Origin of the sequence: Pedobacter kyonggii, from assembly GCF_004310665.1 — a bacterium.
Taxonomy (GTDB): domain Bacteria; phylum Bacteroidota; class Bacteroidia; order Sphingobacteriales; family Sphingobacteriaceae; genus Pedobacter; species Pedobacter kyonggii.
Genome location: NZ_SIXF01000014.1, coordinates 85291 through 109751 on the forward strand (window position 1 = coordinate 85291; position 24461 = coordinate 109751).

Genomic DNA, 24461 nt, shown 5'->3' on the forward strand with positions numbered 1-24461 from the left:
GTCTAAAAAGCGTAACCTAATGATAGGTTAAATCTGCGCCCATTCCCTCTTACATAATTTACATTGCTGCCATAAAACTGAGAAATGGCAGGATAATAAACTTTGTTCAATAAATTCTCTACACCTACCGATAGTTTTAAAGGCTGTGTAATCTGATATACTGCTGCAACATTAAATAAGTTGAAAGCTTTTACCGGACCTTCGCCGATTAAATATTTACCTGCTGCATTGGTTTTAAAGCGGTCTCGATTTCCTACGCGCATCCAGTTTACATCTAAATTTAAGTTTTTAATACCTGAATATTTAAGGTAAACGGTGGTTTTTGATGGTGGGATACGGGTTGTGTTTAAATATACATCTTTCTCTCCGTTAAAATTGCCATCATCATCCACATCACCTTTTCCTTCTACCTGTGCATAATTACCTCCAATGCTCAAATCACGTAGAACCTGATAATCTGCCTGGATTTCAAATCCATATACACGCTCTGGGATACGTTGAGAGATGTAAGTTCCATTAACTTCTAAAAGATTGGCGCCCAGTTTAGAAGTGCTGTAATAATAAGCAGCACTGAAATTCAGTTTACCTACGGTACTGCTAAAACCAGCTTCGTAATTGTTTACAATGATTGGTTTAGTTTCCAATTGCGATAAGGTATTGCTTTTGGCTGCCCTTAACACCCTACCCAGCTCGAACACCGAGAACGACTGCGCATAACTGATAAAAGGGTTGAAAAACTTGAATTTAGAATAACGTGCACCAGCATTAAATACTAAAGCATTGTAATTTAACTTACCGCCCTGCACCGCTATACTTCCTGCACCATTTGCACCGGTAGCAAGGGTATTAAAATCGTCTACATCAATATTAATATTTTCTACCCTTAAGCCTCCCTTTATTGTTAAATCATTAATTAAAGTTGCAGAAGCTTGTAAGTAAGGTGCAAAGTTCACCATATTCATATTAGGTACCCATAAACGGCCATCAGTTAAGCTTTGAGCAGTTTTATCGTTCATTAAATCCAAACCATAGTTCAATTGCATTGGTACCTGATCTGTAAGGTTAAAAGGCGTATTCAGGTTTACCCTTGCACCCTTTTTTGTTGAAGTAATAGCCGATTGGCCGCTGCCGAAAAATGACGCTGAGTTGGAGTAAATGGTATAAAAGTCCTGATAATATATATTGGCCGTTAAATCAGTTTTACCGAAAATCTGCTGATTGGTGTATTGTAAATTAGCATTATGGTTAAACCTTGTTCCTTCATCTTCACCCAATCTTGTTCCATAAATACCAATAGCCGGCGATTGACCATAAACACCATCTTTGGTTAAATATTTAGAATGCTGCCTGGAGCTGAAATAATTATACATCAACTGCAAACGCTGTTTTGGAGTAAAGTTATAACCTACTTTTACAAAACCATTATAAGATTTAGTCTCGCCTAAACCATACTCAGGCGAAATTACCAGGCCTTCAGCATCGCGGAAAACGCCAGTTTTTTCGAACATGCCACTTACTAGGTAATCGAACTTACCTGTTTTGCCGTAAAGCTGTTGCGAAAAGCGGTAGCCTATGGTACTATCGCCTTTTAAGTTCCCTGTAATTCCGGCTTGAGAATAACCTCCGAATGATTTTCCTTTATCGGCTTTTTTAGTAATGTAATTAATCAAACCACCTTCTGCACCATTACCATAAATGGCGGTGGCACCTTTAATAACTTCAACACGCTCTATAACCGAAGGATCAATACTGCGGATATCCCTTCCGCCTGCTCTTAATGGTGTAGATTGCGGAATACCGTCAATTAATACCAAAACATTTCTACCGCGCAAGGTCTGCCCAGAGTTACCCGTTTGGTTGGTAGAAAAACCCAATCCAGGTACGCTGTATGAAAGGATATTGGCTAAATTCGGACTAATTGTAGATTGTGTATTCAATTCCTTCGCTGTAAGCACCGTTACCGAAGAGGGTGTTTGCGATAATGATTCCGGCCTTCTGCTTGCCGAAACAATTACATCATTTAATCCTTCGCTTTGTTCTTTTAAAATAAATGTTAACTGAGTTGTATCGTTTGCAGTAACTGATACCGCCTGTTCCAATTGATCGTAACCTGTAATCGAAATCCTGATCTGCTGGTTTCCAACAGGAACAGCAGTTAATTTAAATGCACCAGTTTTATCTGAAGTGGTTTTAAGCTTCTGTTTTTTAACCTGTATGTTAGCAAAAGGTATACTATTCCCTAACGAATCGACAACTTTTCCACTGATTGTTCCTTTCCCTGTTTGTGCAAAGAGGGTTACTGAGGATAATATAATAAGAGCAGTGGCGAAAAATTTTATGTATTGGTGTTTCATTCAATTTATAAATTTCGGCAAAGCTAGCATTATTTAGACTTGTTAAAAATAATAACTCAAAAAAGATACCTAACTGGCGTTTAATCATGCACCATTTTAAAATAAATAAGGCATAAGATTTAATTTATTTGATATTTCCGTTAAACCGTATGGAGTAAAAAGATGTTGGAAACAAAGATTAAATACGCACTGCTAACTGGAGCGAGCAAAGGTATTGTAAAATAAATTTATGTTATTTGCCCTATTGTTTACTTACCTGGTCAGATCGGGGAAGCTAAAGCGAATGACTGATTATTCTAAAGGTATTCCAAAGAAGATACCATTTCTATTTTAATTTCAGGTACCCTTGGCGGGATGGTTAACTTTTGTATTAACCGTTTTGGGCTTTTAAAAGTAACGATGGTTATTGCAGTTCCACAAGCGGGCAGTTAATTCGCTTTTTTACCGTGGTTTTGGGCAGTATCTCATTAAAATCAGCAGGTACCTATTTATTGCACCGAAGTTTAAATCTGGATTATAAACTTGGCAGGCTTTTAATTGATAGTATTGTTTCTTATGGCTTTAACTATCCGCTAATGAAGTATTGGGTATTTAAAATTAATAAATTAGGCATTTCTGAAGCAGAAGAAGAAGAAGATTATTTTGAAACACCTGGCGAAGAACAAAGGGTTTAATGGCCTGCTTCTGCCCTCTCGGTATGTGCAGTATAATTTTCTATATCAAAATACATTAACAAACGTTTGCGCGCCATCTAACAGGAGTATAATCCGTTAATGGAAGGAATAAGAAATGACTATAAAAAGGTAAGAGGAATGTCCAGCCCAAACGATGAAGCATAAAAACTGAACACCTTGCCTTTACCTTATTAGTTTAATATTGTTTTAGAGTTGCTTACTCTATTTTCATTAATCTTCTTAATAATTTCTTCAAATTTAGATTCTTTGGCAATGTATTTATTCAATAAATCGATCTGATTTAATCCCCTTACTAAATTGTGTTCAAGATAATTGGTTTTATAGTAAATATCGCCGTTTAAAAAATCAGCTATAAACCTTACTGCCTGCATGTAAATCATAAATTTACCCGAATAAATAAAGAACTGTTTTTCGGTAAAGGCCAAAACCTGGTCCATTTCTTCCATGTAGCCTTTATGTATTGCGGCAAAAACGTCTTCTCTAATGGCTATTTTACTAAAATCCTTCTCTTCTTCATTGGCTTCTGAGAGATAAGTACGCATCATATCGCCCACATCGCTGATAAAGTATCCGGGCATTACGGTATCTAAATCGATTACGCATAAACCCACGCCAGTTTCGGCCTGTAGCAATACATTGCTAATTTTGGTATCGTGGTGTACAACACGTAAATTAAGCGCACCGCTATCTACCATGTGTACATACTGCTCTTCTATATCGTAATGTCTGATAATCTCTTCTATAGCAAACTTTGCCTCGTTAATCCTTTCATCGCTAGCTTGTTCTAAAGCTTTTTTAAACTGCTCTACACGTAAAGGCAGGTTATGAAAATCTTCGATAGTGGGCTTTAATTTTTGCACGTTAAAGGCACAAAGCATCCTGGTAAATTTACCAAACTGCTTAGCAGCGTGATAAGCCTGCTCAGGCTGATGTACAAAATCAACAGAGCAAGAATTTTCTACAAATGGAAAAATCCTGTAAAAATGATCGTCAATAACCACAAAATCATCTCCATTTACGGCCGTAATTGGGGCAACAAATAAATATTTAGGGGCTGTTTGATCAAGATATTTTTTTATTGTCTCAATATTTTGAGCAATATTTTGAGGCTGGCGAAAAACCTCCGTATTCACCTCCTGCAAGATATAGGCTAATCCCTCACCGTAAACTTTCCAGGTATGGTTAATTAAGCCCGAGCCGAAAGGTTCAATTTTAAATTTTTCTGCGTTAAGTCCATAAGCACCTAAAACTGCTTGAAACATAAGATGTTAATATATATTTGAATAAAAATTGTTCCAGGCAACCATTTGATCAACCTGAATAAAGTTGCGTATTAAAATATGCGGGTACGCCATAAGCAATACCCGCAACCGAGACTAAAAACCGCTATCGTCTAAAGCGAAAGTATTTTTTCGATCTTTCCATTTTCCTTTTGTAAAATCAGGGAATTTTTGTGGCATATTTCCTTCTTTTAACGATTTGGTAGAAAGTGGCATAATTACACTCATTGTAACTGAATCATATACGTCAATAGGTGTTTGTTTTTTCTGTTTTACCGCCTGGATAAATCCATTAAATACAAACCAATCCATACCACCGTGGCCTGCACCTACAGCTTCTGCTTCATATTTTTTCCAAAGTGGGTGATCGTATTTAGCAAACCATTCATCAGCTTTATCCCAGGCATGATCTTTCGATTTATGCTCAATGTGCACTGATTTGTTTACATCCATCCAAAGACCCTTTGTTCCCTGTACCCTGAAACCGATAGAATATGGCCTGGGCAGGTGGGTATCGTGACTTAACAATACCGTTTCGCCGTTTGCACAGTTGATCATCGTAGTGGTAACATCACCATTTTTATAATTAATTTTAGCGTTAGGGTGGCCAGGAGAAAGTTCTTCTACGTAAGCAGCCAAACCTCTTGCTTTAGAACTGAACGATACCAGACTGGTAAAGCTATTCCCTCTGTTAATGTTAGCATATTGCATTAAAGGGCCAACACCGTGGGTTGGATATAAATCGCCATCCTGATCGATGTTAAACTGCGTACGCCATTGTGCCTCGCTCAATGCTTTTGGCCCGTACTCTACCCCACCGCCGTAATAATCTTTACCGTTGTTAAAAAGTACGTTTCTTAAGTTATGTTGGTAACCACCTTCAAGGTGCACCAATTCGCCAAAAAGGCCTTGTCTAACCATGTTTAAAGCCGCCATTACATCTCTACGGTAACAAACGTTTTCTAAAGTCATGTAAGGCATACCTGTTTTTTCTGAAGTGTTTACAATATCCCAGTGATCTTGAACACTTAAACCTGCAATTACTTCGCAGCCTACATATTTACCAGCTTTCATGGCATCAACTGCCTGATCGCGGTGAAACTGCCATGGTGTTGCTATAATTACGGCATCAATATCTTTACGGTCTAAAAGTTTTTTATAAGCATCTAAGCCACCAGTATATTCTGTTGCTGCTGGCCTGCCTTTTTTGGCAATAAAATTACGACAGATTTTAAGTGAACTTTCCTGGGTATCGCAAATTGCAACAATTTCTACATCGTCTCTTAAGGCACCTTCAGAAATATGGCTCATACCACGTGCACCCACACCGATATAACCTACTCTTACTTTTCCACTGTCTGATGATGCAAATAAACTTCCGGTTGGCAGGATGGTTAAACCAGCAGCCGTAAATGCACCATTTTTGATAAAATCTCTACGTTCCATTTGTGTTATTTAATGTTTATTGTTTAGTTTTTTAATTGATCCGGTTAATACTGAACAAACGTTTTACTTGCTATTCTTTCGTACTTTTTTGCTCCAAAACCTATTCATCTACAGCATCTTAATGGGCTAAAGGTTTTTAAAAAATTTTTAACCCAGGTAAACTGATCAGGCTGTTTTTCGTGCATATTCCAAAATAAGTAAGCACAAACCGTATTTAAACCCATTGCTTTGGCCCTTTGCAAACGTTGTTTCCACCCGGCTTTTGGTATACGGGCAAAATGCATTTCGCCACAGCGTATTACATATGGCTTGCCATTAAGCTCAAAAGATTCGGCACCTATTGCCCAGGTGTTTTCTTTTTGGGCCCGGCTATTAATAGATAAGCTTATTAATAGCCCTAAAACAAGTGGTTTTGTAAGAAAATGGGTACGCATTTGTGCTGGTTCTTTTCGGTTTTGTTGCTTTGTATTTTTTAAAAGTAGAACAAGCAAATGAGCATTACAACTAAATGTCAGCGCAAACGATTGACTAATTTTTACGTTACCAATTATTTAAGCCCAAAGCAAATCATCTATTTACTTCGCCTATTTAAGCTATGCTGTAATGCCTTTGCCATATACGCCTGTTACCTGCCAAATGGTAATTAAAGCTTTCCGCATTAGCCCTTTTAACGCTGTTTTAAAAGCGAGCTAAGGCTTTATTTTAACAAAAGCCATACTGTAGAAATAATAAAAAATATGAGGAAGTATTTCCAAAGGCAGCGCAAATTGGGGAAATAAGGCAAAAACCTCTACAGTTTTATTCACACACATATAATAACGCATATGTTATTTTTTCACTTAATCATTACAGCTTAAATCAGGGTTTTCGAACTATTTGAGAGGGTTCTAAACGAAATTTGACGGTAGGCATATTTGCTTTCCTATTTAAGATTACCAAATGAGAAATTTGGGCAAGGTTTTGTTTACTACGTTTTAAAGGATGATTTTAAATATTCTCCTTCAATTAACTCAAATATCTACCTCAATTAGAAAAGCTTATGGCGAACAAAGAAAGTGGCTACGCGAAAAATGCCGCCAATTTAAAAGATTTAGTTATCCGTTTAAAAACCCTTGGGGATGATTATAATCCACCCAAACCTAAACTCTCAGTGGAAGCCTTAGAAATCTTATCTAAAAACGCAGACGACGCTACCCGCGCCCTTAGCTTGGTTTTGCCCGTTTACAGTAAAGCTGTTGATGAACAAGAACTCATTTTGCGTAAAATTTGCAATAAAAAGATTGGAGTGCATAACGGGGCTGCAGCACCCACGGAGACATACATGTTCGTTTTCAAGTAAAAATGCATACACTAATTGTAGACTACCCAAACCTACCCATGAATTGGCAAACAACATATAAAAAGGAGGAACAAAAGCTACAGGCCCAACACCAACAAACCCGGTAGCAACGGAAATCCTTTTTATTGCATAAGAGCCATCCCTCCTATTCTTGCTGCCGTTGCGTAAAATTTACAATAAAAAGATTGGAGTGAATAACGGGGCTGCAGTATCCACGGAAGTATGAATATTCGTTTTCAAATAAGTATAAACGTATATTTGCAACCCTCTATTTGCTGATGAAATCGGCATAAACTATCCTTAAAAACAAGGGGGAGAGTTAATTTATAGAATTAAATATTACACCACTTTCTAAGCCCGAAAACAGGTTTAATTAATATCAGTAACGGAGAGAACCTTCGAAAAACAACCGTCTATAGATCGATAATAGCGAAGATTAATAAAGTGTTGAGTGCAATATTTTAACTATACCTTTAAACACTAACCAAACTTCAGGATTCCTTCACAATTGAAAACTAACTTCGCCAATTATTAAACAATTGGCAAGTAAAATTCAAGCTTTGGATCCATCATTAACCATGAGCATTAACGAAAAAACAAATAAATTACTCCATCATAGATTTGGACCAGTTATTTTAGTTACAATATTATTATCTGCCATATCACTGATTACGAGGCTCTCTTTATTAATTTATAGTGCATCATCTGTTGATTGGTCGATACTTAACTTACTTAAAATTTTTGTTATCGGTCTGTTTTATGACCTTGCCGCTGCATCCTTTGTGGTAATTCCGATTGTAATTTACCTATGGCTGCTTCCTTCAAAATGGTACGCCAGCAAATTCAACAAAATATTATTGTTCATTTATTTTTTCTTTGTTGTTTTCACGCTAATCTTCAATGCCATTTCAGAATGGTTTTTCTGGGAGGAATTTTCAGTCCGTTATAACTTTATAGCTGTGGATTACCTGGTATATACCACAGAGGTTATTGGAAATATCCGCCAATCGTACCCGATCAACAGTATTATGGTAGGCTTAGTAATCGTTACAGTGCTAATTGTTTATTGCTTAAGAAAGTTTATTACTGCATCTACCTCCGCTAAAACCGGTTTTGGCAGGCGGACAAAAATTGCACTAGTCATTTTGTGCCTGCCTGTTTTTACTTATTTTGGGGTAAGCCATAAATGGAAATACCACAGCAAAAATCAATATGTAAATGAGCTTTCGGGCAATGGCATTTACGATTTTGGATTTGCCTTTTGGAACAATCAGCTCGATTACAATACTTTTTACAAAACTCTTCCGGTTAAAAATGCCGAATCTATTCTGAGCAATTTGCTTCAACAAGATTCTACTGCCAAAAACAGAGCATTTAAAAATACATTCAGAGCGATAAATAACGCAGGCATCGAAAACAAAATGAATGTTGTGCTGATTAGCGTAGAGAGCTTAAGCGCTGAGTTCTTATCTGCATTTGGCAATACACAGCATATTACACCTCAACTCGATTCGCTTGCAAAACAAGGTTTGCTCTTTAACAATTTATATGCTTCTGGAACACGGACGGTGCGTGGCCTGGAAGCACTTTCACTTTGCATCCCACCTACCCCTGGGCAATCGATCGTAAAACGCCCCGATAATAAAAACCTCTTCACCTTAGGTAGCATATTCCGTTCGAACGGCTATAACAGCAGGTTTATTTATGGCGGTTATGGCTATTTTGATAATATGAACGAGTTCTTTTCAAATAACGGTTACCAGGTAACAGACAGGAGTTCACTTCAGGATTCAGAAATCCATTATTCAAATATCTGGGGTGTTGCCGATGAAGATTTATTTACGCTTTCGTTACGCGAACTGGATAAAGATTATAAAGACAAGAAACCCTTTTTCGCACAGATTATGACGGTTTCGAACCACCGCCCATATACTTACCCCGAGGAGAGGATTGATATTCCATCGCACACTGGCAGAGAAGGTGCAGTTAAATATACCGATTACGCTATTGGTAAGTTTATACGGGAAGCAAAACAGAAACCCTGGTTTGCGAACACCTTATTCGTTATTGTTGCAGATCACTGTGCTTCGAGTGCGGGTAAAGTACAGTTACCGGTAGATAAATATCATATTCCCATGATTTTTTATAGTCCGGGGCATATTGCACCAGGCAAATTTGAGAAACTCACCGCACAGATTGATATCGGTCCCACCATTTTGGGTTACCTGAATTTCAGTTACGACAGTAAATTTTTCGGTCAGGATGTATTTAAAATGAAAGATAGCGAAGAAAGGGCGTTTATAAGCACCTACCAGAGTTTAGGTTACATTAAAAATAATAAGCTGGTTATTCTCGATCCGAACAAAAAAGCAACTACTTACAAACCCGATTTTACTAACGGAAATGCTGTAGCCATACCAGCAGATCAGAAATTGATTAATGAGGCTATATCCAATTACCAAATGGCTTCATACCTGTATCAAAATGGGTTGTACGGCTTCGAATCTAAAAAGAAACCCTAATAATTTTAACAATCAGTATAAATATTACCTGCAGCCCCTTCATTAAAACTTAACAGGCTGCAGGTATTATTAGGTTTCCACTTCTCCAGCAAAAAATATCTGTAGAAGATTTATCGACCAGGTTTGCGGTTGGCAGGAGAAATTTTGATAGAAGATTTATCAGCGCAACCGGAAACACCACAATAGAATATTTACAAGGCGCCAAAATAGAATCGGCTAAGAAAGTCCTGAAAACGAGTAGAAAAACGGTTAACGAAGTGATGCATGAGGTGGGTTATGCAGATTTTTTATGTTTTTCTGCAAGTTGATAATGTGCCTGTTCCAATCTATTTTGAGTAAGCCATCTTTGTGGAGAGCGGTTAAATGCCTTTCTAAAATCGAGGTTAAAAGTCTGTAGATGTGACATCAAACTCTGCCCTTTGGCTTTTGGAATGCACCGTTATAATTATCATTTTCCATTACTTTTATTGTTTTATTTCACAACAAAAATAATGGACTGCAAGAGGCTTAGTTTTGTTCAAAACGTCAACCTTACTTTGTCTAAAATGTCAGCATTTAGCAAAATAAAACAAAGACGGCCAGCTTATTCATATTTTAAAGCTTCAACCGGATTAGCCTTCGCGGCTTTATAAGCCTGAAAACCAACCGTTAAAAATGCTATCACTGCAGTTCCAATTATTGATATTAGAACAATTGATAACGATATAGTTGTTCTGAACTCAAAATTGGTAAGCCATTTACTCATTAGATAATAAGCTAAGGGCGCACCAACACATGCCGCGACAAATACCATTTTCAGAAAAGAAACCGAGAGTAGTTTCATGATATTGCTCACTGAGGCGCCCAATACACGGCGCACACCAAACTCTTTCGTACGTTGTTCGGCACTATAAGTTACTAGGCCATAAAGCCCCATGCAGGAAATAAATATAGCTATGCTGCCAAAGAGGTTGGCCAATATGCCCAGGGTTTTTTCAGACTGCAGTTTTTGAGCGAACAGATTATCTACAAACTTAACGTCGACTGGATAACCCGGATTCAGCCTTTTTGCCACTGCTGAGATCAATTCCACGTTCCGGCTCAAGCTGTTAGATGGATTCAGACGCATGTTGATGTTAAAACCTGCGTCCCTGTTAAAATTGATGATCATTGGTCTTCCAGACTGATATGGTGAATCCCAAATGAACTCTTTAAACACCCCAATTACCTTCAATTCGTTGCCATGAAGTTTCACCATAGTGCCCAGCGGACTTTGTAGATTCATCACCTTCACCGCCGAGCTGCTCAGCAAGACCCCTGCTGTATCAGAGGCAAAGTCTTTAGAAAAATCACGTCCAGCAACCAGTTCCACACCGCTGGTCTTCACAAAATCGTAAGTTGTTTCCAAACGGTTAAAAACAATCTCCCGCCCTCCTGGAGCCTGATTAGGCCATTCGAAACCCAAAAACCAATTACTCACGCTGGAAAAACTGCCAGAGGCTTGATTGACGGCGGTGACGGCACCTGTTTTCAAGACCTCCGATTTAAATACTTCAAATTTGCGGGCAAGCTCGCCCTCCTGCGGCATTTCTGCCAGCAGATTTGCCTGGTAGCCAATCGGCCTGTTTTTGATGAAGCTAATCTGTTTGTAGATCACCAGCGTAGCGATGATTAGCATAATGGCAAAGCAAAACTGCCCAACAACCAACACCTGCCTCAAATTAACAGGGATTGACTTTGCCCTTGCCGCCTTTCTTTTTAAAGTTTGAATGGGATTGAAAGCAGAGAGGAACAGCGCAGGATATAAACCAGATAGCAATCCAGTTACCAATACCACCCCAAAAATGACCAGCCAATACCATATATTGCCATAATCTATAGAGATTTCTGTACCAAGCAAATTGTTGAAAATGGGTAAAGTAAGTTCGACAACAGTTATAGCCAGCAAAACACTTCCTATTGTCAGCACCATTGCTTCGGTAAGGAATTGCATAATTAATGAAGCCCTTGTGGCACCAATGGTTTTCTTGATGCCCACTTCCTTTGCCCTACGCTCGGATTTCGCAGTCGCCATATTCATAAAATTGATGCAGGCAATCAATAGGATGCCAAAGGCCAGCCCAATGAACAGATAAATTCTTTCAATGTCACCCCCAACACTCTTTCCGTTAACGAATTTGCTATAGAGGTGTGTTTTGGCGAATGGAAATAAGAAATTCTCGCCTTTTGTATCAGGAGTTCTCTCATTAAATATGCCCTTGATCTTGCTGTTGATCAGATCGACTTTTGAGGGGTCGTTTACCTTTACCATCACTAGCCAGCTAAAGCTTGCCCAACTCCAGATTCTGGCATTTTCATTTACCTGTTCATGGAAAGACCAGGGCAAGATATAATCGAACTTGATGGAAGTATTGCCCGGAAAGTCTTTGATCACACCAGTAATGGTCAGATCTCTTTCGTTTTTGTATTTGATGCTTTTGTTAAGCACATTGACCCCGCCAAACAACAGTTTTGCGGTCTGTTCTGTTATAACAATAGAATTCGGTACATCAAGGGCTGTAGCGGGATTACCAGCTATAAATTCGTAATTGAAGATCTTCAGTAGCTCTGGGTCTGCAAATACTCCAACCTTTTTGAAACTTGTTCTGCCGTTGGCAATTAGTGTATTCCCGCCTCCGGCGATACGTGCTACCGCATCAATTTCCGGGATCCGTTTTCTGATTGCTCCGTCGACGCCATTTCCAGGAGCACCATACGTACTGGTGATCTTTCCTGATGCATCCTGAAAATTGATCATCACCTGATAAACCTTGTCGGCACCTTTGAATCCCCTGTCAAAATTCCATTCGTAATTCACGTACAATAACAGTAAAAGGCAGGAAGCCAGACCTATTGCCAAACCAATAATATTAATAACAGAAGAAGTCTTATTTCTCCAAAGGTTTCGTAAAGCTATTTTTAAATTGAGTTTGAACATGGCGGCAAAGGTTTATCGTTAATATGAGATTGAATTGTAATTTACTAAGTTCGTGCCAACAGCCATAGAAAGAAACAAATTACTGATAATCATTAACTTACATAAAAAACATCTACAATACTGTCCGTTACCGAACGATAAGTGTACACTATCGAACAATTGGTATTAAACACCAAACTGCCTTAAGTGATGATCGGCGTGCTTATAAGAAAAAACGCCTATTTGCTCCTTGGTCATTCGACCAAAAAAATCGTGGACAAAATCTGGGTTATCATAGTTTTCAAATTCTTCGATGCACTTGATCAGAATAATTTGCTGTTGTTTCAGGTCTCCTTCTTTTTCTTTAATAGCAAACTTCCCTGCAGGCATGTTTTTACCTATCGGTTTATCATCTTTCGTATTGCTTTTAAGCGCCATCCGACCGAATATCTTACCTAAAAAATCGACTCTGTAAACTGGTTTATCTTTGCCTAAAACCCATTCGAACCAGATGGTACAATGTTTTGCCATTTGGTAAACATTCATTTTACCCCAAAGCCGGTTATTGTTTTCGGTCAGTGAATTAACCCTATCAATTAATTCACTTCTTGTTGATTGCTCAAATACTGTTTTCATTACCAAAATTATTTAGCGGTTGCAATGAAAAATAGTTTCCTGAATCATCTTTAAATAAAGCCTCAGTTCCATAAAACTCTTTGGTTGGCGCTTTTATGAATTCAACTCCTTTAGCTTTTAATTCTTCGTATGTTGCGAAAATATCGTTGCAGGTAAGCACGCCACAGCCGAAAATCCCTTTTTTGATCAATCCTATCAATGTTTCTGCTACATCCTTTGGAAATATTTTACTAACGGTAACAGGAAACAATACTAGCTGCAAATCGGGCTGCTCTGGTGGCGACACGGTTAGCCAACGGCTTTCTGGCCCCATCGGGATATCATCCACAAGTTTAAAGCCCAATTTGTTTACATAAAAGTCATAAGCACTATCCTGGTTCAGGACATGAATGTTGGTGATGGTCATTTTGGTAATCATGGTTCTCAGTTTAATTTTATAAATGTTGAACCAAATCTCCGCAATGATTTAAACAATCACTTCTTCATAATTGCTATTTTTCAAACCAGCCATGTTGCAGGGCAAAGCAACTTGGCACGAAAGAAACCGGAGATTTTTTAATGGCTAATTTTAATTGCTGCATCTGTGCCTGATAACTTGAAGGAGATACACCTACATTGCGTTTAAAAAGTCCGCTAAACGAAGTTAAGCTATCAAATCCTACCAGGAAGCAAGTTTCAGAAACGCTTTTATCTTCACGCAATAGCTGCTGGGCTTTTTCAATTCTTACCCATGTAAGGTATTGATGTGGTGTTTTAGCATAAATGGTTTTGAAAAGCCTGGTGAAATGAAATTTAGAAAAACACGCTTCATCAGAAATGTAACTAAGATCTATTCTTTCAGCATAATTTTTATCGATGAAAAGTTTTGCCTGAACAATCCGTCGATATAGGTAAACTTTTGGATATTGCTCCATAATCGGTAAACGGTCTAATTTTTCGGTTTTAGAAAGTTACGAAAATTTTAAGCGCTACCTGATACAAATGATGAAAAGAATAGATTTGGCAGGTATTGTTAAATAAGAAGAATTTTTTTTTAATGCAATAAGCCTCACATTTCTGTGAGGCTTATTGTGATCCCGCTGGGATTCGAACCCAGGACCACTACATTAAAAGTGTAATGCTCTACCAGCTGAGCTACGGAATCATTTTGTCCCTTTCGAGGCTGCGAAGTTAGAAATTAAATTCATTCCCGCAAAGAACAAGGTCAATCTATTTAATAAAAACTTAACCTTAATTAAACAAAACAGCGCTAAATATTTAGAGATCATGTTGTTAAATACGATCAGAAATTTTATTATTTATTTATTTTTCCACCCTCTTTGTCATCAAAACCGATATATAACATAAAAATGATGTTTTAACACCTCAAAACCTATTTTGCATCTACCCTCGTTTTTCACTACAAAAGCATAGATTGAAAACAATAAACATATCAAACGTTTGCGCGGAGTTAGCCATGCTTTTAGACAAAACCTTAAAAGAATGTGGCGTACAAATGGCTATAGAAAAAGTGACAGGAAAAGTAGTGCCTTTTCCTGATGAAATTTTGAATAAATAAATGCATTTATATAACAATGAAGAGCAAAATCCGTCTCTTAAACAATAATTTATGAGACGGATTTTTTTCTTACACCTTATAAACCCCAGCCATATCTGATACGGGTTAATCCCGATTGATTGGTAGTTGTTAAGGTAATATTTGTTCCGCTTCCGCCACGGTTCTGAATACTGTAACTATCATTATCTCTAAGCCCTGGCCAGTACACACTGGCAACTTTATCGTTCCTAAATACATTGGTAGAACCAACTATATAGGCAATTTCATTATCGCTACCAACCGAACCGGTATAATTTTTACCCGTAGTCATGGCTGCACCATATTCGGTAACCACGGTACGGCTTGCATAATTACCGAAACGGCTTCGCCAGTCAGCTTCCCAGGCCGATTGTGTTCTGGTAGACCAAAATGCATAATTATGCAGGGATAAGAGGCAGCTCGAAAAGCGGCTATCTGCACCAACAGCTGTTACATTTTCCGAATAGCCGGTACCACCTAAAAGAATCCGGCCTTTGCTTACATTGGGGTAACGGGAAAGCCATTCGGCATAAATAGTGGTTAGTTGGGCCAATGTATAACCATGCGGCTCATTCATGGGCTCGAAATACACGTTTGCATTACTTCCATATTTGTTAACTACAGTTTGCCACATGGCCCAAAACTGAGTAGTGTCATCGATAGTGCCATTACGGGAAGATGCACTCTCCCAATAAGCCAAAATCACTTTCATGTTTTTGCTTAATGCACGATCTATTGCGCCAGTATATGCATCCCACCACGAATCGGATACACTTGGCGGATTAATTGGTAACCTTACTGTATTTACACCTGGCATGTTATTTTGAAAACCCGTTAATATCGCATTTGCCTTTGCCGATACGGTGGTGTAATCATCACCAGCGGTTAAGCCTGAGGGGATTACCCAGCCATCAACAAAATTGTCGCGGCCATCCGCCCAATTTACGCCTGCAATGCCTGCAGCACCAACCGATTCTACATTTAATTTCTGAGCATCTGTAACATCCGTTTTATCAATTTCGAGCGGAGTTTCTGTAATTAATTCTTTTTTTTCACAGCCCATTAAGCACACGCTTAACATAACAGCCATTGTTGCAATTGACGTTTTAATTTTCATAGGTAATGATTTAATATTTGGTTAGTGGGGCGTTAACCAGAAGAAAATCGAAATGTGATTTATTTTTTTAGTTCATTTAAAATAGCTTTATCTAAACTGCTTAATGTATCTTGTTTAGGTTTAAGCAGTTCGAAAACTACAATTTCATTCTTTCCCTTTTTAAGCCATTCTGCAGGCAAATAAATGGTCTGTTGTGGCCCGATAGCCCAATATTTACCTAAATTATGTCCATTAACCCAAACCAGTCCTTTTCCCCACTGGCGCATATCCAAATAAGTGTCGGCAACTTTCGTTAAATTAAAGGAAGCCGATTTAAGCACCGCCGCAGACTGGCTATTTACTTTTGGCTGTATTTTTTGGGCATTTATTTTATCAAATGGCAAGGGATATATTTTCCATGATTTAATCTCTTTACCATTAAAAGTTACATTTTTGGTAATCCCTTTGTTGTTTTTAAGCAGGTAAGGACCAAAATTAATTCTACCCATGTTTTCAACTAAAATATCAAGTTGTACATTGCCAGCGGGAAGATTAACGACCAAACTATCTTGATAAAGTCGTCTATCTAAAACACCCGCAAGTTTTTTATTGATATATACTAATCCATAATCGCGCAGTTCGTTGATTTTAATCACACCTTTGCGCCCACCTTTTATTGTGCTGTTGTATAATACAAAACCATAAGGTTGGTTAAGGGCTTCGAAGGTTAGTGGTTGTTCACTTAATTGAGGTTTCCCAACCAGGTTAAAGATATTTGTTGATTTAGTAAAAGTAATTACTGGCAATGCAGCTGCCGGCTTGGCGGCAGGTACAACAGGAAGTGTTTGGTTTGCTGGCAAATTCTTTTTAATCGCTTCGCGGAAAAGCATAAATTTTGGCGTTGCATTACCTGCCTCATCTAATGGTGCATCATAATCATAACTACTAATCTGCGGTTCGTAAGCTGTAGAATCGTTATAATTTGCCCCATTCATAAAACCTCTGGTTGTACCGCCATGAAACATGTACATGTTAATAGAAATCCCTCCTTTAAGTACGGTATCTAATTTATCGGCATACGTTTTTGGATCTACCTGATGGTGTTTTGTACCCCACCAATCGAACCAGGCCGGATACCATTCTGGCACAAAATAAGGTCCGGTACCATTGTTATATTTATTGATCAGCGTTCTGATCTGAGCAGGATTATCGATGCCATTTACACCTGGAAGCAAACCAGCTAAATGACCACCTTCTAATGCAGGAACAGGATCGCAGGTAGAAAGTACGCCGTCAAAACCAGCATCCTTAAAGAGCTGGGCATTGATCTTCAGATATTCTTTGTCATTTCCGTAAGAACCATACTCGTTTTCTACCTGTACCATTAAGATGTTTCCTCCATGGTTAATCTGCAATGGCGCTAAACGTTTACCAATCTCTGTAAGGTATTCTTTATATTCTTTTAAATATTGTGCTTCTTTACTCCTTACCTGTAAACCTTTAATGTTCTGTAACCAAAATGGATAACCACCGAACTCCCATTCGGCACATACATATGGACTAGGGCGAAGCAATACCCATAATCCTTCTTCTTTTGCGATACGTACAAATTCGGCAATATCATTATTACCAGAAAAATCAAACTGATCTTTCTGCGGTTCATGTACATTCCAAAATACATAGGTACCAATGGTATTTAAGCCCATCGCTTTAGCCATTTTCATTCTATCACGCCAGGCTTCTCTTGGTATGCGGGGATAATGCATTTCACCTGAAATGATCTGAAAGGGTTTATTATCCAGCAGAAAAACAGAATCTGCAAGTTTAAAAGTGTGCTGAGCCTGTGCAAAGACACCAAAGCTGGAAAAACAAGTAATTAAAATTACTGCAATCTTCAGGAATTTGAGGGTAGGTTTCATTTAAGATATATTTAATATTTAAAAAGTTAAAAGCATAGTTTTCCCATATCGATTTGTAAAGTGCTTTTCAGCTCAAAACAAAATGATTGAGATAAAAAATAAAGAGCTGTATAATTACAGACTAAGAAAATTAATTACTAAGTATGGTGGTTACAGATTTAGCAGGAACACGAACACGTTTCGTATCCTTATATTGTTTATAGGGTGATAAATTGTATTCGGCTGAAGTAACATAGGTTTGTACAAAACTTTGCTTATTCCCTTTTACATCGATATCCAGATCAAGATCGTTTTCTGAAGGGTTAACGGCTACCGTTACGAGCTTTTTATTTTGGAGGTAAGACGATACATACACCTGTGGTACTTTTTCTTCAATTGTTTTAACCTGAAGCCGCTTACTACCAGCACCAATAAAACGGCTATAATTGCCTAAAGCCCATAACATTTTACTATCGTACACCTGCCCGTCGGTTTTATTTTTATCGATATAAACCAGTCCGTCTTTATAATCGCCTGTTGATACGGCTAGCCACCATTGCCATGATGTAGCATTGGATATCACCAGATCATGATGGATTAACCTTGCAATAAACAAAGCGGTTACCATACCCAGATCGCGCTTTTCGCCTTTCAGCACATCATCACCCAACACACAATATTCAGACATCCAATACCTTAAACCTGGTATCTGGGCTACTGCTTCCGCTGTTTTTTTACGGGTATTTATAAATTTTTGTTCAGGGCTTGTTGTAAAATAGCTATGAGCAGAAATAGATTGATCTATGTTAGAAAGATTGCCAACATAATTCGGAGATGCAGCATTAAAAAACTGATACACCTGATTTCCCTTTGCCTCATTTCCATTATCATATAAATAATCAAGCTGACCTGCTTCTCCTATCTGTATTTTGGTTTTGATCTTATTTTTAGCGAAAGCATCATTTACACCTTTATAAAGCTGGGCCAATTCGGTATTGTTATATGGGCAGCCTTCCTGTTTGTGCTCATTCCATTTCCACTGTGGCTCATTTGCAGGGCTGAGGTAATCAAGTTCTATGCCTGTTGTTTTTTTTATTCCATTAATTGTAGCTACGAGATCAGCAGAAAACTCGGGAAGTTTATCAAAATTCAGGTTGCAGTTACCATCGGTAGAATATGCTTTTCCGTTTTTGGTAAAAAGCACATGTGGACTGTTTACGAAGCCAATAAACTGTTTTACACCACGGGTTTTAGCAGCCTTTAAAAACCAGGTTTGTCCTGGCATTGCGTTCCAATCATAACTACCATCTGGTTGCAGAAAAGCATATTGACGACGCCATTCGTCGCCAATATCGCTTGCCTTACCTTGGGCGGCACTGCCACCACCAATACTGAAACGCCACATGTTAAGGCCAATGCCAAGGGGCTGACCTGTTTTGATTAGTTGCGTACTAAAAAGCAAATCAGCCATCTTATCTTTTTTCGCTGCTGGCCATAATCCGGCAAATTGACAAGTCCATGCATCAGAAGCACCGAAGCCTTCTATTGATTGAAATTGAACCAATGGGTCAATTTCAATCTTTACAGTTTGTTGTGCCTCAGCATTACCATAGCAAAACAAGGAAATGCAAGTAAGAAAGTAGCCGATTTGTTTATAATACTTTATCATTGATGGTTAAATTGTCTTATTAATAACCTGGGTTTTGCTGTAATTTACCTCCAGAGGCTAAAATCTCGGCCCTTGGTATTGGCAACCAATAATGTTTGGTTTCAAACTTACGCCCATCTAAAGCAACTTTAGGTGTATAAGTAAACGCAGTACCTGTTTTGGTAATAATCATTCCAGCAGCAGGTTTGTTTTCAGTTACATCTGCAATTTTCCATCTTCTTACATCGTAAAAACGATGCTCTTCGAAAGCAAGCTCTACCCTACGCTCATAACGAACCGCATCGCGCATTTGTGTTTGGGTAAGCCCTACGGCCAATGCAGGCATATTCACACCTGGCCTTGCTCTTACCATATTAATAGCCTGCCTTGCCGACATTGTTGATCCGGAAGGAACAGCATCAGGGCCATAAGCTTCGTTTGCCGCTTCTGCATAATTAAGCAAAATTTCTGCATATCTAAAATAAATCCAAGGCTGAAACCCTGCATTACCCCAAGGGTTTTGCAATGGATATGCATCATTCATGAATTTTTTAAGGTAATAACCTGTTTTGGTTGTATTCCAGTTATCATTTCCATCTTTACTATCTTTTCCTCCCGGAATAAAGGTTTCTACATTACGTTCACGATATGCTGCGCCATTGTATAAAATGGTTGCTGCAAAACGCGGATCACGGTCTTTGTAAGGTTCGTTGCTATCGTAACCAGATGTAGGATCGGTAATGGCTTTACCATTGGCCATTTCGTAATCATCTACCAGGTTTTGCATTGGAAGATTTCCTCCCCAACCGCCATAACCGTTTGGCCCGTTGGCAATTTCTAAATGGGTATGGTTTGCATTTTTTGTAAACAACCTCGCAAAAATAATTTCATTGCTTTGGTCGGTTAAGAATAAATTTCCATAACCGCCCGTGTAAATTCCATATTTATTTAGAGAAATAACTGCTTGAGCTGCCGTAACAGCTGCCTGCCAGGTACCCGCATTATACAACGGACTAGCAGCATATAAAAGCAAGCGGGATTTTAGCGCAAGTGCAGCGCCTTTTGTTGCCCTTCCTACCATCCAGCTACTGCTATTATCCAAAGGTAAATCTGCCGCGGCCTGATCTAGCTGTGCCGCTACATAATCTATAGATTCTTTAATCGACGCGCGCTGAAACAGTGCTGGATCCTGTAAATTATCGGTCAGGTTCGTTACCTTATCGCCCATTAAAACTACGCCACCATAATTCCTAATTAAATCCTGATAACGGAAGGCCTTAATAAACTTAAGCTCCGCAACTAATTGTTTTTTATGTGTTGCACTCATTCCAATTTTACCAAGCACTTCGAGTGCATAATTACATTCTCTGATACTTTTGTAGCTCCTTCCCCAATATACACCAGCACTGCCTAAATTTTCAGGTGCCAGCTGTCCTCTTTGAATCAACCAGGTGGCATCATCATTATTATAAATAGATTCATCGGTAAATGAGCTCCACATGCTATATTCAAAACCTCTGCCAAAACCAGGTGCAGAGCCGTCGGCTTCTTTATCCTGTAATCTACTGGCAATATAGCGATTGGTTACATAAGCCTCAAAAACAGCCGTATCTGTTTCTATTGCAGATGTAGAGATCCGATCTGTTGGTTCTACATTTAAAAAATCTTTTTTACAGCCTACAATACTCGTTGAGATAAGAGACAGGCCTAAAAGTGATATATATATTGATTTGTTCTTCATGGTGTTTAGAATTTAATGTTGGCGCCCAAATTAATAATGCGTTGCTGTGGATAAAACTGCCCACTGCCACTGGTTCCTTCAGGATCGTAATCTTTTACTTTAGAAATGGTGAACAAGTTAAATGCACTCGCATAAAGCCTTAATCCCGAAACATTGATCCGATTTAAGAAACTGGCCTTAATGTTGTAAGCAATTTCTACATTTTTAAGCCTTAAAAACGAGGCATCATTTAACCAAAAAGTATTGTTAAACTGCCCACCGCTAATGGCGTTTGATGCACGATCGGTTACTCTTGGATATGTTCCGTTCGGATTAGATGCACTAAACCGGTTATCGGCCCAACTGCTGTAAAAGTTACCGATACTTCCAGATTCTGGCAAAACGTATTGGCTTACCTGGGTTTGCCCAGCCAATACCATCGATACATCAAAGTTTTTATAAGAAGCACCAAGCGTAAAACCATAAGTAATCTGAGGGATATTACTATATGGTGTTCTGGTTTGGTCATCGGCGGTTATTTTGCCATCATTGTTATAATCAAGGTATTTAAGATCGCCAATTTTAGCGCCACTTACATGTGGGTAAGCATCTAACTCTTGTTGTGTTCTAAATATGCCAATACTATTGTAAAGCAGGTTTGCATTTAATGGTCTGCCGGTTTGGCGTTGATAATCTAGTGTACCACTGGCTTCATCAATAAAAATCACCTTACTTTTTGCGTAAGTGATATTGCCTGATGCATTCCATTTAAAGCTTTCGCCATTGTGATTATAACCTAAAGTAGCTTCAAAACCAGTATTATTAACTTTACCAATATTTTCTGAAGGTACCAGCGGATCAGAACCGAAAGGGTTTACAATTCCTGAAGAACCTGGCAATGATGCATTACGGGTAGCCAAGATATCAGATCTTTTTTGTTGAAAATAGATGGCTTCGATACTGAAGTTTTTAAATATAACGGCATTGAAACCGATATCAAGTTTTTTGGCTACTTCCCAGGTAATATTCGGGTTTGCAAGTTTAACTAAGTTTACACCCGGCTGTATTGTTGATGATGTTGCACCTGGGCTTTGGGCTACAAATCCATTTCCAACAAGAACATAATTATCAAAGTACTGGAAACCATTTACGTTATCGTTACCAAGCGCTCCGTATGAAGCACGGATTTTTAAATTATCAACGAATTTAATATTTTCATTAAACCACTTTTCTCTTGAGATTACCCACCCTGCAGAAACTGAAGGAAAATAACCATACTGTTTACCCTGAGGAAAAATTGATGACCCATCTACGCGCAACTGCCCTTCAAAAAGGTATTTATCATCATAACTGTAAGCCAAACGACTAATTATACTTCGGCGGTTATAATTTGTGCTATAGCCTGAGTTTAAGAAATCCGTAGCGGCAGTACCTCCCTGAGAAAGTTCAGGCAAAGAAGTAGAAAGGAAATTAAAACGTTGTGCATCGAAATATTCTAAATGATTTTCACTTTGTTCGTAACCCACAAAAGCATTAATATCATGCAGGTTAAACTTACGTGCGTAATTTAGTTTGATATTTGTGGTAAGCAACGATTCATTTTTATGGCTTTCGGTCAAGGTAGCTTTTTGGTTATTGCCACCAACAATCACGCTATTATAGTTTTTAGATGTAGGATCGTATTGGTAGAGCAGGTATGGTTTGCTGAAACTTTTGCTAAATACATTGGATTTATCAGCAGAAAAGAAACCATCAACAGAAAGCCCCTGTACTCCAGGAATAATAAAACTAGCTCTCAAAATACCATTTAAAACCTGCGTTGGCGATTTGTTTGTACCGCCGATATCTGTAACCTGTACGGCTGGATTTGCATTTTCTATACCAGTTGTTGGTAAACCATTTGGATAATAAGCCGACACAATAGGTTTTGCCCTATAAATGGATCTGAAAACATCGCCAGCCCCTACCTGAGGAAACAGACGGTTTTCTTGCCTGCCTGATACCGATAAGCCAACTTTAAGGTATTTAGAAACGTTGGCATCTATATTTGTGCGGAAATTATATTGATTGTATTTGGTTACCCCATTTTTATACAAACCATCTTGAGAAACGGTACCTAACGACATGTAGTATTTTACATCCTCGCTGCCCCCGTTAATAGAAAGACTGTGTTGGCTTTGCAACGCAGTTTTTTCTAAGGTTTGGTCAATCCAATCAGTATTGGGATATAACAGTGGATCGGAACCATTGCGAAATTTCTCAATCTGATCTGCAGTGTACGACTGATTAAGGCCGCCTGCAGGATTTGAATCGAAATTAATTTCATTCATAATCTGTGCATAGGTTGTCGCATCAGCCATATTAGGTAATCTTGTTGGCGAGCTAAACCCCTGGTTAAAACTATAATTGATAGTAGGCTTACCTGTTTTTCCCCTTTTCGTAGTCACTAAAATTACACCGTTGGCTGCCCTGTTACCATAAATGGCGGCAGAGGCATCTTTTAGTACCGAAACACTTTCAATATCATTTGGATCTAGGCGTTCCAGACCACCAATTTGCCCGGGTATTCCATCTACAACAACTAATACACTGTTGCTCCCGGTTGTAGCCAAACCCCTGATGGTGATGTTTGAGCCATCAAAACCCGGCTCACCGCTTCTATTGTTAATTACCACCCCAGAAAACCGGCCGGCTAATGAATTGGATAAATTCGGTTGCGGACTCTTAACCAAGTCGGCCCCTTTTACCTGCGAGATTGAACCGGTTAATGTTGCTTTTTTCTGTGTTCCGTAGCCAACAACCACTAATTCATTTAGCGTTTTGGTATCGGCACTAAGCTGAACATTAATGGTTGTTCTATCACCAACCGCTTGCTCCTGGTTGGTATAGCCTACAAATGAAAAAATAAGTATGTCAGTTTTAGCCGAAACATTGATGCTGTATTTACCATTCGCATCTGTTTGCACCGCTTTTTCTGTTCCCTTAATTTTAATCGCTACACCTGGAAATGTAGCACCTGTTTCGTTTGTTACGGTACCCGTTACCACAATTTCTTTAAGCTGGCTTTTACCTGTTTTAACAGAACTTAAAGATGCCATTGCCGGTAAACTGATGGATACGATAAATAGAAATGCCAGTGTTTTAATTGTAAAGAATTTTGGCAAAAATCCTTTCAGAACTTTTCTTCTCATATTGGTTTGCAAGTTTAATATTTGGTTAGCAGATCAATTTTTATAACCTACCCAACAGAACCCTCTATCGGAATCGCGATTATAGCACTGCTTTATGGAAGGCTAAATTAGCGCCAACAAACAAC

The 24461-nt window shown here is 38.5% G+C and carries 18 protein-coding genes and 1 tRNA gene; 5 read left to right on the plus strand and 14 right to left on the minus strand.

Features of this window, described 5'->3' with window-relative positions; translation table 11 throughout:
* Positions 1 to 2: 2 nt before the first annotated feature.
* Positions 3 to 2354, minus strand: a complete 2352-nt coding sequence (locus EYS08_RS15035) for a TonB-dependent receptor (protein ID WP_131030821.1) — start codon at positions 2352 to 2354, stop codon at positions 3 to 5.
* Positions 2355 to 2785: 431 nt separating this feature from the next.
* Between EYS08_RS15035 and EYS08_RS15040 the strand changes: the two genes are divergently transcribed.
* Complete coding sequence (locus EYS08_RS15040; RefSeq protein ID WP_394343113.1) at positions 2786 to 3028, plus strand: GtrA domain-containing protein; 243 nt, start codon at positions 2786 to 2788, stop codon at positions 3026 to 3028.
* A gap of 191 nt (positions 3029 to 3219) precedes the next feature.
* Here the strand turns inward: EYS08_RS15040 and EYS08_RS15045 are convergent, their stop codons facing one another.
* From EYS08_RS15045 to EYS08_RS15055, 3 genes are all read right to left on the minus strand, one after another.
* Positions 3220 to 4311: a phosphotransferase enzyme family protein gene (locus EYS08_RS15045; RefSeq protein ID WP_131030822.1), complete on the minus strand. Its 1092-nt coding sequence runs from the start codon at positions 4309 to 4311 to the stop codon at positions 3220 to 3222.
* Between the two features lie 114 nt (positions 4312 to 4425).
* Positions 4426 to 5775 carry a Gfo/Idh/MocA family protein gene (locus EYS08_RS15050; protein ID WP_131030823.1) on the minus strand — a complete coding sequence of 450 codons (1350 nt, stop codon included), beginning with the start codon at positions 5773 to 5775 and terminating at the stop codon, positions 4426 to 4428.
* A gap of 104 nt (positions 5776 to 5879) precedes the next feature.
* A complete protein-coding gene (locus EYS08_RS15055) occupies positions 5880 to 6209 on the minus strand; it encodes a beta-galactosidase (protein WP_131030824.1) in 330 nt (109 codons plus the stop codon).
* Between the two features lie 605 nt (positions 6210 to 6814).
* Between EYS08_RS15055 and EYS08_RS15060 the strand changes: the two genes are divergently transcribed.
* The 3 genes from EYS08_RS15060 (at position 6815) to EYS08_RS26355 (ending at position 9944) form a co-directional block, all read left to right on the plus strand.
* Positions 6815 to 7114, plus strand: a complete 300-nt coding sequence (locus tag EYS08_RS15060) for a hypothetical protein (protein ID WP_131030825.1) — start codon at positions 6815 to 6817, stop codon at positions 7112 to 7114.
* A gap of 539 nt (positions 7115 to 7653) precedes the next feature.
* The gene (locus tag EYS08_RS15065) at positions 7654 to 9636 is read left to right on the plus strand and encodes an LTA synthase family protein (RefSeq protein ID WP_244215967.1); all 1983 of its coding nucleotides are present in this window, start codon (positions 7654 to 7656) and stop codon (positions 9634 to 9636) included.
* 95 nt (positions 9637 to 9731) lie between these two features.
* Positions 9732 to 9944 carry a helix-turn-helix domain-containing protein gene (locus tag EYS08_RS26355; protein WP_394343114.1) on the plus strand — a complete coding sequence of 71 codons (213 nt, stop codon included), beginning with the start codon at positions 9732 to 9734 and terminating at the stop codon, positions 9942 to 9944.
* A 275-nt stretch (positions 9945 to 10219) separates the two neighbouring features.
* Here the strand turns inward: EYS08_RS26355 and EYS08_RS15080 are convergent, their stop codons facing one another.
* The 5 genes from EYS08_RS15080 to EYS08_RS15100 form a co-directional block, all read right to left on the minus strand.
* Complete coding sequence (locus tag EYS08_RS15080; RefSeq protein ID WP_131030826.1) at positions 10220 to 12592, minus strand: ABC transporter permease; 2373 nt, start codon at positions 12590 to 12592, stop codon at positions 10220 to 10222.
* 165 nt (positions 12593 to 12757) lie between these two features.
* Positions 12758 to 13207: a DUF1569 domain-containing protein gene (locus EYS08_RS15085; protein WP_131030827.1), complete on the minus strand. Its 450-nt coding sequence runs from the start codon at positions 13205 to 13207 to the stop codon at positions 12758 to 12760.
* Positions 13191 to 13625 carry a VOC family protein gene (locus EYS08_RS15090; protein WP_131030828.1) on the minus strand — a complete coding sequence of 145 codons (435 nt, stop codon included), beginning with the start codon at positions 13623 to 13625 and terminating at the stop codon, positions 13191 to 13193. Before EYS08_RS15090 ends, EYS08_RS15085 begins: the two co-directional genes overlap by 17 nt.
* A gap of 73 nt (positions 13626 to 13698) precedes the next feature.
* Positions 13699 to 14121: a helix-turn-helix domain-containing protein gene (locus EYS08_RS15095; protein WP_131030829.1), complete on the minus strand. Its 423-nt coding sequence runs from the start codon at positions 14119 to 14121 to the stop codon at positions 13699 to 13701.
* Between the two features lie 157 nt (positions 14122 to 14278).
* Positions 14279 to 14351: transfer RNA gene (locus EYS08_RS15100), tRNA-Lys, on the minus strand.
* Positions 14352 to 14621: 270 nt separating this feature from the next.
* Here EYS08_RS15100 and EYS08_RS25770 point away from each other — a divergent pair.
* Positions 14622 to 14765: a hypothetical protein gene (locus tag EYS08_RS25770; RefSeq protein ID WP_165456473.1), complete on the plus strand. Its 144-nt coding sequence runs from the start codon at positions 14622 to 14624 to the stop codon at positions 14763 to 14765.
* A 76-nt stretch (positions 14766 to 14841) separates the two neighbouring features.
* Here the strand turns inward: EYS08_RS25770 and EYS08_RS15105 are convergent, their stop codons facing one another.
* The 5 genes from EYS08_RS15105 to EYS08_RS15125 all read right to left on the minus strand — a co-directional run bounded on the left by EYS08_RS15105 (position 14842) and on the right by EYS08_RS15125 (position 24336).
* Entirely contained in the window at positions 14842 to 15900 is a 1059-nt protein-coding gene (locus EYS08_RS15105; RefSeq protein WP_208745865.1) for a cellulase family glycosylhydrolase, read from the minus strand.
* Between the two features lie 59 nt (positions 15901 to 15959).
* Positions 15960 to 17798: a glycoside hydrolase family 35 protein gene (locus tag EYS08_RS15110; RefSeq protein WP_131030830.1), complete on the minus strand. Its 1839-nt coding sequence runs from the start codon at positions 17796 to 17798 to the stop codon at positions 15960 to 15962.
* Positions 17799 to 17928: 130 nt separating this feature from the next.
* Positions 17929 to 19446, minus strand: coding sequence for a glycoside hydrolase (locus EYS08_RS15115; protein ID WP_131030831.1), 1518 nt, complete (start codon positions 19444 to 19446; stop codon positions 17929 to 17931).
* 19 nt (positions 19447 to 19465) lie between these two features.
* Complete coding sequence (locus tag EYS08_RS15120) at positions 19466 to 21166, minus strand: RagB/SusD family nutrient uptake outer membrane protein (protein WP_131030832.1); 1701 nt, start codon at positions 21164 to 21166, stop codon at positions 19466 to 19468.
* A gap of 5 nt (positions 21167 to 21171) precedes the next feature.
* Positions 21172 to 24336 carry a SusC/RagA family TonB-linked outer membrane protein gene (locus tag EYS08_RS15125; RefSeq protein WP_131030833.1) on the minus strand — a complete coding sequence of 1055 codons (3165 nt, stop codon included), beginning with the start codon at positions 24334 to 24336 and terminating at the stop codon, positions 21172 to 21174.
* Between the last annotated feature and the right edge of the window lie 125 nt (positions 24337 to 24461).

Bases quoted from the DNA above. Each gene is read 5' to 3' on its own strand.
- EYS08_RS15035 (WP_131030821.1), bottom strand. From the start codon at position 2,354: ATGAAACACCAATACATAAAATTTTTCGCCACTGCTCTTATTATATTA.
- EYS08_RS15045 (WP_131030822.1), bottom strand. From the start codon at position 4,311: ATGTTTCAAGCAGTTTTAGGTGCTTATGGACTTAACGCAGAAAAATTT.
- EYS08_RS15050 (WP_131030823.1), bottom strand. From the start codon at position 5,775: ATGGAACGTAGAGATTTTATCAAAAATGGTGCATTTACGGCTGCTGGT.
- EYS08_RS15055 (WP_131030824.1), bottom strand. From the start codon at position 6,209: ATGCGTACCCATTTTCTTACAAAACCACTTGTTTTAGGGCTATTAATA.
- EYS08_RS15060 (WP_131030825.1), top strand. From the start codon at position 6,815: ATGGCGAACAAAGAAAGTGGCTACGCGAAAAATGCCGCCAATTTAAAA.
- EYS08_RS15080 (WP_131030826.1), bottom strand. From the start codon at position 12,592: ATGTTCAAACTCAATTTAAAAATAGCTTTACGAAACCTTTGGAGAAAT.
- EYS08_RS15085 (WP_131030827.1), bottom strand. From the start codon at position 13,207: ATGAAAACAGTATTTGAGCAATCAACAAGAAGTGAATTAATTGATAGG.
- EYS08_RS15090 (WP_131030828.1), bottom strand. From the start codon at position 13,625: ATGATTACCAAAATGACCATCACCAACATTCATGTCCTGAACCAGGAT.
- EYS08_RS15095 (WP_131030829.1), bottom strand. From the start codon at position 14,121: ATGGAGCAATATCCAAAAGTTTACCTATATCGACGGATTGTTCAGGCA.
- EYS08_RS15105 (WP_208745865.1), bottom strand. From the start codon at position 15,900: ATGAAAATTAAAACGTCAATTGCAACAATGGCTGTTATGTTAAGCGTG.
- EYS08_RS15110 (WP_131030830.1), bottom strand. From the start codon at position 17,798: ATGAAACCTACCCTCAAATTCCTGAAGATTGCAGTAATTTTAATTACT.
- EYS08_RS15115 (WP_131030831.1), bottom strand. From the start codon at position 19,446: ATGATAAAGTATTATAAACAAATCGGCTACTTTCTTACTTGCATTTCC.
- EYS08_RS15120 (WP_131030832.1), bottom strand. From the start codon at position 21,166: ATGAAGAACAAATCAATATATATATCACTTTTAGGCCTGTCTCTTATC.
- EYS08_RS15125 (WP_131030833.1), bottom strand. From the start codon at position 24,336: ATGAGAAGAAAAGTTCTGAAAGGATTTTTGCCAAAATTCTTTACAATT.